Below are 17,119 nucleotides of genomic sequence, written 5' to 3' on the forward strand. Positions count from 1 at the left end.
CGCCGGCCCCGCGAGTGCGGGACCGGCGCCGTCAGTAACTACCTCGGCATCCTCCGAACTACCTCGGCAGGCTTGGTGCTACCTCGGCAGGTCCAGAACTACCTCGGCAGGCTTGGTGCTACCTCGGCAGGTTTGGTGCTACCTCGGCAGGTTTGGTGGTACCTCGGCAGCGTCGACCTCCCTGTCAGTGCTGGTGGCGGCGGCGGATGCCGACGAGGACCACGCCACCGGCGACCAGGACGACCGCGATCCCGAGCCACAGGATGATGTCGGCACCGGTCCGCGGGAGGAACCCGCCGTTGTCGCCCCCGTTGTCAGGGGGGCCCGGCGGGGTCGGGGGTGCCGGCGGGGCCGGGAACGTGTTGGTCACCGTGAGCTGCGCCGGGTCGCCGGCCGCGACGGTCACCGCGCCCGGGTCGCCGTCGCCGACGGTCGAGATCGTCGACGACGCAGCGCCGCCGTCGTCGGTCTCCGTCACCACGCAGTCGGCGCCCACCGGGAGGCCCGCGTAGGTGACGGTGTCACCGGCCGCGATCTCCCGCGCCGCTCCGTCCGGGATCGTGATGTCCTCGCCCTGGAACGTGCAGGCGAGGGTCACCTCGAACGGACCCACGTCGTAGGCGTCGCCCTCGAAGTCGACCACCTTCTCCACCGCGATCGACCCGGCGTCGAACGTGTTCGTCACCGTGACGACCGCGGGGTCGGCGTCGGCGCCCGGCACCACGACCTGGCCCGGGTCGCCGCCCTCGACGGTCGTCGAGACCGTCGACGACGCCGCACCCGCGGCGTCGGTCTCCGTGACCACGCACTCCGCGCCGATCGGCAGGCCGTCGTACGTGGCGGGCTCGTCCGGCGTCACCGTCCGCGTGGCCCCGCCCGGGACCTCGATGTCCTGGCCCTCGAACGTGCAGGCCAGCGACACCTCGAACGGCGCCGTCACGAACGCCGCGGCGTCACCGTCCACCACCTTGTCGACCTCGACCGACCCGGTGTCGTAGGTGTTGGTCACCGTGACCTCTTGCGGGTCCTCGAACGTGGTGTCGCCGTCGATCTCCACCGGCTGGTCCGGCGAGATCGTCGACGACGTCGCGCCGCCGTCGTCCGTCTCCGTGACGGTGCACAGGTCGCCGTCCTGGAGCCCGAAGTACACCGCGGGGAACCCGGGACCGAACCGGCGGTCGGCACCGCCGGGGATGACCTCCACGGGCTGGCCCTGGTTGTCGGTGCACTCCAGCGTGACCTCGTACGGGAAGTCCTCGAACGGGATGGCGCTGAAGTCGTAGTCCGCCAGCTCCTCCAGGGTGGTGGGCAGCGGCTCGAAGTCCGGCATCGGCGGCGCGAAGTCCGCACCGTCACCGTCCACCACCTTGCGGACCACCAGCGGGCTCGTCTCGAAGGTGTTGGTGATCCCCACGTCCACCGTGGTCGGGTCGCCGTCGGTCGCCGGGGGCACGGTGATGTCGACCGTCGTGCCGTCGACGGGCTCGCCGCCGTCCACCGTGATGGTGGTGGACGACGCCCCGAAGTCGTCGGTCTCCGTGAGCGTGCACTCGGAGCCCACCGGGAGGCCCGAGTAGAGGACGCCGTTGCCGCCGGCCTCCAGCTCCCGGTCGGCACCGCCCGGGATGGTGAGGTCTTCGCCCTCGTAGGTGCACGCGAGGCTCACGTCGAACGGCCCGGGCCCGTACAGCGCCCCGAGGCCGGCGAGGTCCTTGTCGACCTGGATGGCGCCGACGTCGAACGTGTTGGTGATGACCACGTTCGCCGGGTCGTCGGCGTCGACGGTCACCTGGTCCGGGACCACGACCGATCCCGTCGCCCCGGAGTCGTCGGTCTCGACGATGTCGCACTCCGCGCCGGCGGGCAGGTTGCTGATCTGGGCCGACAGCGGGCCGGCGCCACCGAGCACGACCGTGTCGTCGTAGACGGTCTGCGGCCCGGTGCCGTCGCCGTCGTCGAACGTGCAGGTCACCTGGATGTCGAACGGCCCACCGCCGTAGGCGCCCGCGCCGTCGCCGTCCACCACCTTCTGCAGGTTGATGACGCCGACGTCGTAGGTGTTGGTCAGCGTGACCGCGTTCCGCGGCTCGCCGACGATGTCGCCCGCCAGGGTGAGGTTGGCCGACGTGCCGTCCGTGACCACCGGCTCACCGAGCGGGCCCTGCTGCACCGTGATGGTCGTGGACGACGCGTTGCCCGCGCCCGTCTCGGTCACCGTGCACTCCGCGCCCACGGGGAGGCCGTCGAACTCGATCGTGCCGCCGTCGTCCAGCTCGAAGGTCATCGGGTCGTCCGGACCGTAGCCGTCCGCGTACACGTCCTCGCCGAGGAACGTGCACTCGACGGTGCCGTCGAACGGCCCGAACTCGACCGGGTTGCCGTCCTGGTCGACGGCGTCGCTGACGACCTCTTTGTCGATGACGATGCTGGACAGGTCGTACCGGTTGTCCGCCGTGATCGTCGTCGGCTCGTCCGGGTCCTCGCTGTCGATGGTCACCGTGCCGACGATGAGCTGGGTCTGCCCGGCGTCCCCGTCCTCCGTGATCGTGCACTCGGCGCCGTACGGCAGGTCGGGCACCACCACCGGCGTGTCCGGGGTGACGGTGATGGGTATCGGATCCAGGTCCTCCTCCACCCAGGTGCCCACGGCGGACGTGCACTGGACGGTGAGGTCGAACGAGTCGGGGGCGTTCGCCGCGCCGTCACCCGTGACGATCTTGTTCACCTGGAGCGGGCCCGACGCCGTGGCGACGCCGACCTTCGTGCCCTCGGTGGACAGCGAGTTCAGCCTGTCCCCCGAGGACGTCACGATGGCACCGGACGCCGCGGCCGAGTTGAACGCGATGGAGCGGTCGCCCGCCTCCGGCACCTCGGGCGGGGTGGTCGTCGTGCCCTCCAGCGAGAGCGAGCTGCCCGGCCGGAAGAGGTTCCCGTCCGCCATCGTGATCACGGCCTTGAGCGCCCTGATCTGCTCGTACGTCGCCTCCGAGGTGTCGGCGGTGAGCTCGGCCCAGCCGGTCTCCGGGTCGTCCGGGCACGTCGGCTCGTTGACCGGGTCCGACAGGTCGTCCCCGCAGTAGTCGTCGACGGTCGTGTAGTAGAACGTCGTCGTGCTGCCCAGCGGGGCGTTGACGATCTGCGGAGGCGGGTCGTTGGTGAGGATCGGCGTCCACTCGGAGTCACGCGGCGAGACGCTGTCGGGGTCCGACCCCGTGTCCCCGGGCCTCGGCAGACGGTCGTAGATGACCACCTTGTCCATGGGGAGGTTGCCGACGTTGTTCACCTGGACCCGCCAGGTCTCGTTGTGCCCCGGGATGATCACCGGCGTGCACGGGTAGGCGTAGAAACCGTCCGGGCCGTTCGGCGCGCTGCAGTCGACGCTCTGGTCCGGCGCGGCCGGGTCGAGCATGACGTCGATCTCGTCGTCGTCGGTCGCCTTGACGTACTTCGACTCCGACAGCACGCCGGAGGGGATCGGCGTCACGTCCGAGTCCGCCTCGCACGCCCCGGTGTCCTCGTTGATCCGTCCGTCGATCGTGCTGCCGTCGTCGCCGGACTGCGCCTGGCAGACGTCCCACGGCCGGTCGCCGGTGATGCCGGCCGTGTTCTCGACCAGCGTGTTGGCGGGCAGCGTGTCCCGGAAGATCACCTCGACGGTGATCGTGTAGGTCTGCCCCACCTCGAGCACCGTGCCCTCGGGGAACGTCCAGGTCAGGTTGAAGATGTTGCCGGTGCGGTCGACCGTCACCTGGTCCGGGTCCGTGGGCATCTGCGGCCCGTTCGGCTGCCCGGGGGGCGGCGTGTCGGGCTCGGTCAGCGCGTAGCTGTACGGCTGGTCGACGTCCGCCAGCCGCAGCTGCGGCCCGTCGGCGTCGCGCGGCATCACGTCCTCGATCACGGGGTCGTAGATCGGCCGGTTGCCGACGTTCGTCACCGTGATGTTCATCGGGAACGGCGACCCCGGGGGCTTCGTCCCGCCGGAGATGTCGGTGTCGAAGTCCTTGACGATCTTCACGCCGTTCTCGGCGTGCTGGTAGGTGATCGTCGCCGACGCGTCGTCCTCGCTGGACACCGGGATCGGGTTCTCCGGGTCGTCCGGGTTGAAGACGAGGTCGGCGCCGGTGACCGTCGAGGTCACGTCGTTGGTCGCCAGCCCGGGGGCGTCCTCGCCCGGGGCGGGGTCGTTCTCCGCCAGGTCGTTCGGCACCGGGGTGCTCGGGTCGGAGCGCAGCGTGTCCCGCACCTGGACGGTGAGGTTCACCGGCTGGGTCGGGTTGGCGGGGTTCTCCCAGATCGCGCCGTCGGCGCGGGTGAACGTGAACCGCAGCCCGGTGACGTCGCCGGCGGCCACGCCCGCCGGCAGCGCGAACGTTGCGGCCGGTTCGCCGTCCGTCCACGTGCCACCCGTGAAGGTGTCGCTCGCCGCGTCGTACGAGCCGCCGGTGTAGGCGTCCACCTGGACCTGGTCGATCGGCGTCACCAGAGCGGAGCTGTCGAAGTCGACGAGGTCGTACTGGTTCCAGAAGCTGCCGTCGACGTCCGTGAGCGTCATCTCGACCGCACGCGACGGCCCCGTGGGCTGGCCGGTGATGGTGAGGGTGGACGTCGGGTTGTCCTCGGCGTCCGAACCGGGCTCGACGATGGTCGCCGGGTCGAAGGACTTGGTCTCCTCCATCGTGATCTCCGCGTCGCGGAGCTCCATGTCCGCCGTGTCCCACGCCTGCGGCGTCTGGTCGCTCGTGCCGCCCGGGTCCGACACCTCGGCGCCGGCGCTGTTCGGCACGGGGTTCGGGTCGTGGTCCACGGTGATGCGCTCTTCGGTGTACCGGTCGAACTCACGGAGCTTGAGGTTCATCTGCAGGACGCCCTCGTTGTTGCCCGACTCCGTGGACGCGATGCGGCCGTCGAACGTCACCTCGACGCCGACGACGTCCGCCAGCTGCGCCGCGGTAAGCGCCTCGGCGGCGGCCTCGTCGTAGTCCGTGGTCGTGCCGTCCACGGTGGTCAGCGTCACCGTCGTCGTCTCGGCCCCGTCCGGCGGCGAGACGTCGATGATGTCCGTCAGCGTGAACGCGTCGAACGGGCTCGTCCCCGCGGCGACCTCGGGCTCGACGACGTTGTCCGGGTTCGCCGTCGACGGCTCGGCGATCCGCAGCTCGTCCACCCGCGCGACCGAGTTGTTCGACCCGGTGACGGTCACCACCGTCGACGGGAAGTCGGCGTACGGCGTGCCCTCCGGAGGTACCGAGAGCGGCCCGCCGGTCCACTCCTTGTCGATCCCGACGTTGATCGGCTCGTCGATGATGAGCACCTGGTCGTCGTCGGTGTCCGTGCGCTCGACCGGCTCGCTGCCGTCCGGCGGGTTGAACGTGGCCGTGCCGCGCGCCGTGTCGGTCACGAGGCCCGGGTCGTCGCCGTTGTTGTAGATCTCCCCCTGGTCCCGGCCGAGCGCAGGTCCGCCGCTGCGGCGGTCGTCGCGCAGCTCGAACGTCAGGTCGAGGTGCCGCCCGTCCGCCTGGGTCGAGCGGGCCACGCCGCTGCCGGCGGCGGGGACGGTCGGGTCGGTCGGGAACTCGGCCCGCGACGGCGACTCGGTGTAGGTGAGCCGGACCGAGGTCGCGGCCTCCTGCTCAGCGGCCGTCAGCGTGTAGCCGGGGAACGACCCGTCACAGGGCGCGGCCACGCTGCACGGGTCGCCGGACGCGTCGACCCAGGCGCCGTCGATGAACAGCTCGACCCCGGTGATGGCGTCGTACTGGATCAGCGGGTCCACCGAGCTGTCGATCGCCTCGACGCGCGTGAGGTTGAACGCGTCATAGAACGAGCCGGAGATCGCCGGGTCGTCCGCGGCGACGGGGTCGGCGATGTCGCTGATGACCATCGGGTCCACGTTCTCGAACCCGTTGGTCGACCACGTGATCTGCGCCGTGATCCCGTCCTGGGTGCGCGCCCGCAGCGTGTAGGGCTCGCCGGTCTGGCCCTCGGGGGCGAGGAAGTCCTTCGCGATGAAGTCGAGGTCGCCCGGGCCCACCGGCACCGGGAACGGGTCGACGGTGTCGCAGCCCTCGGCGGGGTCGGTCGGCGCGATCGCGCTGTTGGACGCGCTCGACGCGCCGCAGTTCTCGATCGGGGCGTCGCGGTCCTCGGGGCCCGTGTACGCGGCGACGAAGTTCGGGGAGAAGCTCGTCCCCGGCGGGATGCCCTCGCCGGTGTTGTCCTCGTAGACGAACTGGACGCCCTGCGCCCCGTCCGGCAGGTCGCAGTTCACCGTCGCGGCGCCCTCCACGGGGCTGCCGCAGTCCGGCGCCTCCACCCACGCGGTGCCGTCCCAGTAGTTGATGGTCAGCGACGTGCCGGCGGGCACCTCGGTGGACCGGACGGACGAGGCGGTGAAGTTGTCCCAGAACTCGCCGGGTGCACCCGTGTCGGTCGGGTCCTGGATGACGACCTCGTCCGCGTTGGTGGTCGACCCGTCCGGGCCGAACGGCAGCAGCTGGGTCGGGAGGCCGACGACGACGGTCTGGCCGGGCAGCGCCGGGATCGTGGACGGCGAGATCGACTTGGTCGTGTCGGTCGCGAGCCGGTCCGTCAGCGTCGTGAGGTCGTCGGACGCGGTCTCGGAGTCGTTCGGGATCGTCGCCGTGATCTCGTTCGGGTGGACGACGTCGTCCACCTCCTGGTCCGGGTCGGTGTCCGCGGTGAACGGGATCGTCGCCTCGGCGCCGGTGACGATGTCGCCGGTGAACTCGACGGAGAACCCGACGACCTCACAACCGGCAGGCGGGTCGGGCAGCGTGTCCTCCGCCTCGGCGGGGATCGGGTCCGTCGTGGTCCCGTCGGCGCAGGTGAACGTCACGCTCGCGGCGTCCGCGTTGTTCGGCCACACCACGCCCGCGCCGGCGCCGTCCGTGCCCCACCCGGTGAAGGTGAGCGGGTCGGCGCCCTCGAACGGGCTGTCCGTGCCGGGCGACGGCTCCGTGATCGTCAGCTCGGTGGTCGGGTCGCCGTCGTTCGTCGCGCCCAGGGTCACCGTCGTCGGGTCGCCCGCGCTCACCACGTCGGGGCTGAACGTCTTGGTCGGCGTGACGCTGTTGTTCGGCGGCGTGATCACGTAGGTGTCGGTCGCCGTCGTCGGGTCCGACTCGTCGTCGCCGTGGACCACGTTCGACGACGTGGAGTTGGTGACCGTGGTCTCTGCGGTGAGCTCCGTGACGGCGTCGGTCTGCTCGACGGCGATCGGGATCGACGCGGACGCGCCCTGCTCGATCGCGCCGGTGAACGTCACCGTGAAGCCCTCGACGTCGCACCCGGCCGGCGGGTCGGGCAGCGTGTCGGCGGTGGTGCTGGTCGCCGTCGGCGTGGTGCCGTCCGCGCAGGTGAACGCCACGTCGGCCGCCGTCGCGCCCGCGGGCCAGGAGACGTCGCCCCACCCGGTGAAGCCCAGGTAGGTGAACGGGTTCGGGTCGGTGCCCGCCGTCGGCTCGACGATCACCAGGGAGTCGACCGTGTCGTTCGAGGTGTTGGTGCTCCCGATGGTCATCGTCGCGGCCGTGCCGGGGTTCGCGATCGCGCCCGCAGGGTCGATCGTCTTGGTGGTGTCGGAGTCCAGGCTCAGCGGCACCTCGGGGATGATGTCGTCGCTCGCGGACTGCTCGGCGGCGTTGTCCGAGTCCACCGTGGCGGTGTTCGTGATCGGCTCACCGCTCGCGCTGTACGGGATGTCGTCGGCGATCGTGCCGGTGATGAGGATCTGGACCTGGCCGCCGTTGTTCACGCTGTCGGCCGTGTACGTCACGGTGTCCGTGTCCGTGTCGGCGTCGAGCGAACCGCCCGTGGCGCCGTCCTGGTTCTGGATCGACGCGCTGACCAGCTCGACGTAGTCCGGCAGCGGGTCGGTGACCGTGGTCGGCGTGCACGGGTCCTGGTTCGGGTCCGAGCACGACACCGTGATCACCCACGTGACGGTCTCCCCCGGCTGGTACGGCCCGGTGCTCGTCTCGAGCTTGCCGATCTGCCAGTCCGCCGCGGACGCCGACGTCGCCGGGATGACGGCGCCACCGAGCGCGAGCGCGACCACGCCGAGCACGGACCAGCCGCGGCTGAAGCGTCTGCCCTGCCGCCTGCGTGCGTGCCGTGCGCCGTGCCTCGTCGTGCGTCCGTCTGCCATCGAAGCTCTCCCCCACCCCGGTGCCACCACCCCGCGCACACCCTCGTGCGCAGACCACACCGACGGTGTCAGAGTTCACACGACTTGGCGCGTTGAACGACGATTTCTTCGCGTTCGCCCCCACCAGGCCGCGTCCGGGTCATTCCTCCCGTCGTCGCGTCCCGAAGCGGTAGAGCAGCGCCCCACCCAGCAGGAGCACGACCGCGGCCAGGAGCGCGGCGACCACGTCCGCGCCCGTCCGCGGCAGGAAGCCGCCCCCGGAACCGGGCACGACGTCCGTGGAGGTGGTGCACCCGTCGTCCGCCGCGCAGGACCCGCCGGAGCCTTCCGGCGTCACCACGACGTTCACCATCGTCCCGTCGCCCGCGGCCGGGTCGTCCACCCGCAGCGCGTACGTCACGGTCACCGTGCCGCCGACGTCCAGCGGCCCGCGCCAGGCGAGGACCGGGTCGTCGAACCGCAGCTCGCCCGCGCTCGCCGTCGGCAGGCCCGCCGGCGTGGCGTCGTCCAGCACGTCGGACAGGTCGTCGGAGACGCTCGCCGGCACGTCGTCCGTGTACGGCGCGGCGCCCGTCGAGGTCACCGTGACGGTGTACGTCACCAGGTCGCCGGGGGCCGCCTCGTCCGTGTCGACGGACTTGGTGACCTCGAACGCCCGGACCGGCGTGACGACCTGGCAGCCCTCCGGCAGCTGCGGGGTCGCGGTGGACACCCCGGCGGCCATCCCGCCGCCGCCGGTCGGGATCGCCACCGGGCAGTTCGACTCCGGCGGGCCGAGGACGGCGTTCGCCAGGGTCGCGTCCCCGCCCGGCGGGTCGCCCACCGTCACCGAGTAGGTGATCGTCGCGGTCTGGCCGGGATCGAGCGCGCCCGACCAGGACAGCTCGGGCTCCGCGTACGAGACCTCACCGACGTCCGCCGTCGCGTCGCCGTCGTACACGGCGTCGTCCAGCACGTTCGTGAGGTCGTCGGTGACCGTCGCGGGGCTCTCGTCGCTGTACGCGGTCTGACCGGTGTTCGTCACCGTGATCGTGTACGTGACCGTGTCTCCGGCCGTCACCGCACCCTGCGGGTCCGCCGTCTTGCGGATCTCCAGGCCGTTGACCGGCACGTCCGTGGTGCAGCCGTCCTCCGTGCCGTCGTCACAGTTCGACTCGGGCGGCCCGACGACGGCGTTCGTCAGCGTGCCGTCGCCGTCCTCGGCCGGCGGGCTGTCCACGGTCACCGAGTACGTGATCGTCGCCGTCTCCCCCGGTTCCAGCGCGCCGGACCAGGAGAGCGTCGGCTCGGCGTACGACGCCGTCCCGACGTCGGCCGTCGCGTCGTCGTTGAACGCCGCATCGTCCAGGACGTCCGACAGGTCGTCCGTGACCGACGCCGGGTCGTCCGCCGAGTACGCCACCTGGCCCGTGTTCGTCACCGTGACCGTGTACGTCACCGTGTCCCCGGGGCTGGCGGAGCCGGCGGGAGCGGCTGTCTTGCTGATCTCCAGCGCCCGGACCGGCACGTCGGTGGTGCAGCCGTCCTCCGTGCCGTCGTCACAGGTCGACTCCGGCGGTCCCACGACGGAGTTCGTCAACGTGCCGTCGCCGCCCTCGGCGGGCGGGTCGTCGACCGTCACGGAGTACGTGATCGTCGCCGTCGCCCCGGGCTCCAGCGCGCCCGACCAGGAGAGCGTCGGCTCGGCGTAGGTCGCCGTCCCGACGTCCGCGACCGCGTCGTCGTTCCAGGCCGCGTCGTCCAGCACCCCGGTCAGGTCGTCCGTGAATGTCGCCGGGTCGTCCGCCGTGTACGGCGCCTGCCCCGTGTTCTGGACGGTGACCGTGTACGTCACCGTGCCGCCCGGAGCCACCTCGTCCGCCGGATCCGCCGACTTCGTGATCAGCAACGCCCGCACCGGCACGTCCGTGGTGCAACCGTCTTCCGTGCCGTCGTCACAGCTCGACTCCGGCGGTCCCACGACGGAGTTCGTCAACGTGCCGTCGCCGTCCTCGGCCGGGGGGTCGTCCACGGTCACCGAGTACGTGATCGTGGCCGTCTCCCCCGGGGCCAGCGCGCCGGACCACGACAGCGTCGGCTCGGCGTAGGTCGTCGTCCCGACGTCCGCTGTCGCGTCGTCGTTGAACGTCGCGTCGTCCAGCACGTCCGACAGGTCGTCCGTGACCGAGGCCGGGTCGTCCGCCGTGTACGCCACCTGCCCGGTGTTCTCCACCGTCACCGTGTACGTCACCGTGCCGCCCGGAGCCACCGCGTCCGCCGGGTCCGCCGACTTCGTGATCTGCAACGCCCGCACCGGCACGTCCGTGGTGCAGCCGTCCTCCGTGCCGTCGTCACAGTTCGACTCGGGCGGCCCGACGACAGCGTTCGTCAACGTGCTGTCGCCGTCCTCGGCGGGCGGGTCGTCCACCGTCACCGAGTACGTGATCGTCGCCGTCTCGCCGGGCTCCAGCGCGCCGGACCACGACAGGGTGGGCTCCGCGTAGGTCGCCGACCCGACGTCGGCCGTCGCGTCGTCGTTGAACGACGCGTCGTCGAGGACGTCCGTGAGGTCGTCGTCGAACGTCGCCGGGTCGTCCGCCGTGTACGACGCCTGCCCGGTGTTCTGGACGGTGACCGTGTACGTCACCGTGTCGCCCGGAGCCACCTCGCCCGCCGGGTCAGCGGTCTTGGTGATCGTCAACGCCCGGATCGGTACCGTCGTCACGCAGTCAGCCGGCGAACCGGGCGGCTGCTCCGGGGTGTTCGGGTCACCAGCGCAGTTCGACTCGGACGGGCCGAAGACGAGGTTCGTCAACCTGCCGTTCCCACCCGCTGCCGGCGGGTCGTCGACCGTCACCGAGTACGTGATCGTCGCCGTCTCCCCCGGGTCCAGCGCACCCGACCACGACAGCTCCAGCTGCGTGTACGACGTCGTCCCGATGTCGGCCGTCGCGTCGTCGTTCCAGGTCGCGTCGTCCAGCACCCCGAACAGGAGGTCTGTGAACCTCGCCGGATTCTCCGCGGTGTACGGCACCTGCCCGGTGTTCTCCACCGTCACCGTGTACGTGACCACGCCGCCCGGGGTCACGGCGTCCGCCGGGTCGGCCGACTTGTGGATCTCCAGCGTCCGGATCGGCACGTCCGTGGTGCAGCCGTCTTCCGTGCCGTCGTCACAGGTCGACTCCGGCGGCCCCACCACGGCATTCGTCAACGTGCCGTCGCCGTCCTCGGCGAGCGGGTCGTCCACCGTCACCGAGTACCTGATCGTCGCCGTCTCTCCGGGCTCCAGCGCACCCGACCACGACAGCGTCGGCTCCGCGTACGACACGGCACCCGTGTCGGCAGTCGCGTTGCTGTTCCAGCTCGCGTCGTCCAGCACCCCGGTCAGGTCGTCCGTGACCGTCGCCGGGTCGTCCGCCGTGTAGGCCACCTGCCCGGTGTTCTCCACCGTCACCGTGTACCTCACCGTGCCGCCCGGGGCGACCTCGGCGGCCGGGTCGGACGTCTTCGTGATCTGCAGCGCCCGCACCGGCACCGCGGTGGTGCAGCCGTCCTCCGTGCCGTCGTCACAGGTCGACTCCGGCGGCCCGACGACGGCGTTCGTCAGCGTGCCGTCACCGTCCGCGGCCAGGGGATCGTCCACCGTCACCGAGTAGGTGACGGTCGCCGTCTCCCCGGGCTCCAGCGCGCCCGACCACGTCAGGATCGGTTCGCCGTAGTCCACCGTGCCCACGTCCGCGGTCGCGTCGTCGCCGTACGCGGCGTCGTCGAGGACGTCGGTCAGGTCGTCGGTGAACGTCGCCGGGTCGTCCGCCGTGTAGGCGTACTGCCCCGTGTTCTCCACCGTCACCGTGTACGCCACCGTGCCCCCGGGCAGCACCTCGCCGGCCGGGTCCGCGGACTTGGTGATCTCCAAGGACTGCACGGGCGTCTGCGTGGTGCAGCCCTCCTCGGTGCCGTCGTCGCAGTTCGACGCCGGTGGCCCGACCAGGGCGTTGACCAGCACCCCGTCACCCGTGGCCGGGTCGTTCACCGTCACCGAGTACGTGACGGTGACCGCCTCGCCGACCTCCAGCGGCCCCACCCAGAACAGGTCCGTCCCGAACAGGCCCAGGTTGTTCGTCTCGCCGTCGGCCGCAGCGTCGTCGTTGTACGTCGCGTCGTCCAGCACCCCGGACAGGTCGTCCAGCAGGAACGCCGCCGACTGGGACTCCGCGGTGAACGGCGCGGTGCCCGTGTTCGTCAGGGTCACCGTGTAGCCCACCGTGCCCCCGGGCGCCACGCTCTCGACGTCCGCGGTCTTCTCGATCTCCATCATCAGCACCGGCAGGGTGACCGTGCAGCCCTCCTCCGTGCCGTCGTCGCAGTTCGACTCCGGCGGGCCGGTCACCGCGTTGACGAGCTCCTCGTCGCCCGCCGGGGGGTCGCCGACCGTCACCGAGTACGTGATCGTCGCGACCTCCCCGACCCCGAGGGCCCCCGACCAGGACAGCTCCGGTTCGGTGTACGACACCGTCCCGACGTCCGCGGCCGCGTCGTCGTCCCAGGCCGCGTCGTCCAGCACCTCGGTCAGGTCGTCGGTGAACGTCGCCGGGGCGTCGGCCGTGTACTCCACCTGGCCGGTGTTCTCCACCGTCACCGTGTACGTCACCGTGCCCCCCGCGGCCGCCGCCGCCGCCGGGTCGGCCGTCTTGGTGATCTGCAACGACCGGACCGGCAGGTCGGTCGTACAGCCCTCTTCGGTGCCGTCCACGCAGCTCGACTCCGCCGGGCCGACGACGGCGTTCGTCAACGTCCCGTCCCCGCCCGCAGGCAGCGGGTCGCCGACCGTCACCGAGTACGTGATCGTCGCGGCCTCCCCGACCGCGAGGGGGCCCGACCACGACAGCGTCGGCGCGCTGTAGTCCACGGTGCCGGCGTCCGCGGTCGCGTCCCCGCCATACGTCGCGTCGTCGAGGACGTCCGTCAGGTCGTCGGTGAAGGCGGCCGGGTCGTCCGCGGTGTACGGCACCCCGCCCGTGTTCTCGACGGTCACCGTGTAGGTCACCGTGTCGCCCGGCAGCACCTGGTCCGCGGCGTCCGTCGACTTGGTGATCGTCAGACCCGCCTGCAGCACGTCGGCCGGGTAGTCCTCCACCTCGCCGCCGTCCGCCGGACCCATCGGCGACGGAGCCGGCACGTCGCCGGGGAACAGGCGGAAGCGCGCGTACGTACCGGCCGTCGTCGTCGCGGCGCCGAAGGCCAGCTCGTAGTCCGCCGTGCCGGACGACGCCGGGACCGTCACGCTCTGACGCTCGTCCGCCTGGAACGCACCGTCCCCGTCCAGGTCCACCCAGCCGGCGAGCGTGGCCGCCGCGTCGGTGTCGTTGGTGACGGAGACCGTCACCGTGGTCGCCCCCACCGGGCTGAGCCTGATCGGGGCGGCGACGCCGTCCTCGTCGTCTGCCGCACCGGCCGTGTCGTCGCCGTCCGCTCCCGCTGACGGGACGCCGTCGTCCTCCGCGTCGACCGCCGACCCGAGCATCAGCGGGGACGTGCCCGCCTCCGGGTCGAACGCGAGGAGCTCGTGCCGCGGGCCGTCCGAGGCGACCGTGGTGCCGTACGAGTCGGGCGCGTCGCCGAGGTCGGTGGGGCAGGCGAAGCCCAGGACGCTCGTCGCCAGCCCGCGGACGGCGGGGTCGAGGTCGAGCGTGTACACGTAGAGCTGGCCGTCCGCGGGGTAGTCGAAGCCGTCGAGGGTCTCCGTCACGGCGTCCGGCGCGATCCGCCACGGCACGGTGTCCAGGACGGTCCCGTCGGAGTCGGTGACGTACGCCGTGAGGACCGTGTTGGTGCTCGGCTTGCTGAGCGTCAGCGACACCGGCGCCCCCGGCGTGCCGCTCACGTGGCTCACCGTGACCATGACCTCCGAGCGTGGCACCAGGCCGTTCGCCGCCGCGGCGTCGGTCACCGTCTCGCCGTAGTCCCCCATGTCCGACGCGTCCGGGATCTGCGTCGTCGCGACCGGTTCGCCCAGCAGCCCCCCGTCGACCGCCGTCGCTCCCGTGGCGTCGTTGATGTAGACGGGGCTCAGGTACGGGTTCGCGTCTCCCGCCACCCCGTTGTTCGTGGTCTCCGCACCGTCCGGGTCGATGGCCACCCCGCCGTCCGGCACCCAGAGGTTGCGGACGGACGCCGTGCCGAAGTCGTCGTTGTAGAACGTGTTGGTCGTGATCCACCGGTACCGGGTCGCCGTCCCGCACTGCAGCGGCAGGTCGGGGACGAACGGCTCCGCCACCACGGCGGCCGGGTAGTCCTCGACCTCACCCCCCGACACCGCCCCCATCGGGGCAGGGTCGTCGACCGCACCCGAGAACACGCGGAACCGGGCGAACGTGTCGCCCGACGTCGCGGCCGCCGGGAACGTCAGGTCGTACGCGGCCGTGCCCGAGCCCGCCGGCACCGCGGCCGTGGCCCGCTCTCCGGCCGTAAAGGTGCCGTCGCCGTCCAGGTCGACCCACCCGGCCAGCGTGGCGGGCTCGTCCGCGTCGTTCGTGACCGTGACGCTCACGGTGGACTCCGACGTCGGGCTCACCTCGACCGGGCTCGCGACGGCGGCCTCGTCGTCCACGCCCGCCGCGTCGTCGCCGCTCGCGTCCGTCGTCGGCGCGCCGTCGTCGTCCGGGTCGACGGTGTTCGCGTCGCCCAGCATGAGCGGCGCGGTGTTCGTCGTGGCGTCGAAGCCGACCAGCCCGTGCCGGGCGCCGTCCCGCGACAGCGTCGTGCCGTAGGTGTCCGGCGCATCCCCCAGGTCCGCCAGGATCGGCGCGGTGGCGCACCGTGCGCCGTCGTTGTTGTTCGTCGGGCCGGGTCCGTAGGCGAAGAACGTCGCCGACGTCGGGTCGTCGGCCGGGATACGCCAGATCTGGCCCGTCTGGTTGTTCGCCCCGTACAGGAACCCCGGGCTGCCGTACGTGGCACCGAAGGGAGAGCTGCCGCCCGTCGCCGACTGGCCGTTCGGGGCGGTGAGGGCGCCCAGCGCGGCCACCTGGACGAACCCCGCCGACGGGTTGTCCGGGTCGAACGCGTAGATGAACGCGTTGCCGTTGTTGGTGTTCACCCCGAAGGAGTAGAGGCGTCCGTCGTCCGGGTTGTAGACCCAGTCCAGGCCGGCGTTGACGGGCGCTGCCGGCGCGGGCACGGTGCCCCCGTCGAGCACCTGGAGGTATGTCGGCGAGTCCTGGTCGACGTCCACCGCCATCCAGGACCGGGTACCCGAGCCGCCGCCGCCCAGGTAGAGCACGCCGTCGGGTGAGACGTCACCGATGGGGACCCCGCCCGGGAAGAGCTGGGCGAACGTGAAGGACACGTTCGAGTAGTCCGGCGACCCTAGGTTCGCCACGGTCGTGTAGTCCGGCGAGACCAGGTAGATCTGGTCCGTCGGGTTGTCCATGCCGAAGAACGCGTCGGCGAGCTCGCTGTACCCGACGCCGTTGAACGCGACGTCCGTGAGGGCCGGCCGGTCCACGAGCTCGCCGGTGACCAGGTCGATCTCCGTCGGCGTGGCCGACGGCGCGTTCTGGAAGAGGAACGCCGGCGTCGGGCACGCGCCCGAGCCGACGAACGGGGTGAACGTGACCGACGTCTCGGCGGGGAGGTCGAGCCCTGTGGTGGGTTCGACGTCCGACGGGCCGTTCGTGTACGTCCCGGCGGTGCGCGACGTGACGTCGACGCTGATCGTGCACGACGTCTCGCCGGCAGCGAGCACGCCGTCCGTCACCGCGACGGTCGTCCCGCCGCCGGTGGCGGCGACGTCGGCGTCGCAGTCCGTCTCGACCGACGGCGGCCGGGCCACCTCGAGCCCGGCGGGCAGGTTGTCCGTGAACTCCCAGCCGTCCTTCGCCGCGAGCTCCGAGGTGTTCGTGACCGTGAACGTCAGCGTGGACCGCCCGCCGACGACGGCCGACGTCGGCGAGAACTCCTTGTCGAGCTGTGGGCTGACGTCGAGCACCTGGATGTTGTCGTAGGCGCCGTCGTTGCCGTTCGCCGCGCTGTTCTGGTTGCGCAAGCGGATGCCGAGGCTGTCGCCCGTGACGAGGGTGGAGCCGTTGGCGGCGAACGTGCCGACGCGCACGGTCCGGCTCGTGCCCCCTGGGGTCGGGACGCCGGTCAGCGTCTCCCCCCGCGGGTCGGTGCACACGTTGATGGGCGAGCTGGACACCGCCGTCTCCGTGTTCGCCGCGTCGAGGAAGTAGAACCGCAGCAGAGGGGCGGAGACGTTGCAGTTCATCGCGCCGGCGTCCACGGAGAACGTCACGAAGCGGTTGGCCACGGGCAGCGCGACCGGGGTCGCGGTCTGGAACTGGATCTGGGCGCCGGTCGCGCCGTCCGCGGTGTACGACGCCGCCGCCCCGTTGGTCTGAGGATCAACCCCGCGCAGCTGCCCCAGCGCGTGCGGGATGGCCAGCATGGCGTCGTACACCGAGGCGGCGTTGCTCACGTCGGTGCAGTCGGCCGCGTCGCGCGGGCTCCCCCAGTCGACGATGAAGCCGTTGCAGTTGGCCCGGTTCGCCCAGAAGGCGGCGGCCGTGTAGCTCGTCCCCTGGGCGCCCGTGTAGTCGGTGAGGAGGACGTTCGAGCCGTTGGGGGCGTTCTCGAAGTCCTCGGTGTAGAGCACCTCGGGGTCGCCGGGGACGCCAGGGTTGCCGGGTACGGCGGCCGCGGTCGGTGCGGACGTTACGGGCGCGGCCACGACGACGAGCGCCCCGCCCAGGGCCAGCACGCCTGCGGTCACCGCGGACACCCCACGGCGTAACCTTTCCGGCGAACCCGACATACCTCGACCCCCAGGAGCACTTCGGCGTCCGACACCGGGCCCCGCGCGGATGTGACCTGCGCCACCCCGGAACTAGCCTCACCCTGGCACGTGACACCCCGGTTGTCGCTCGAAACCGCGCTCGGCGATGCCCCCGACCCTTCCTGCGGCCCCCCGGT

2 protein-coding genes are annotated in these 17,119 nt (G+C 71.8%); both read right to left on the reverse strand.

The features are described 5' to 3' along the window. Window positions 1–184 precede the first annotated feature (184 nt). On the reverse strand, window positions 185–8,167 hold the full coding sequence (locus ACWGKI_RS09035) for a DUF5979 domain-containing protein (RefSeq protein WP_452186378.1): 7,983 nt from the start codon (window positions 8,165–8,167) through the stop codon (window positions 185–187). Between the two features lie 139 nt (window positions 8,168–8,306). Further along, window positions 8,307–16,928 (reverse strand): DUF7927 domain-containing protein, encoded by an 8,622-nt coding sequence (locus ACWGKI_RS09040; protein ID WP_452186380.1) that lies wholly within the window; start codon window positions 16,926–16,928, stop codon window positions 8,307–8,309. Window positions 16,929–17,119: the final 191 nt, after the last annotated feature.

It is taken from the genome of Isoptericola sp. NPDC055881 (genome assembly GCF_053615895.1).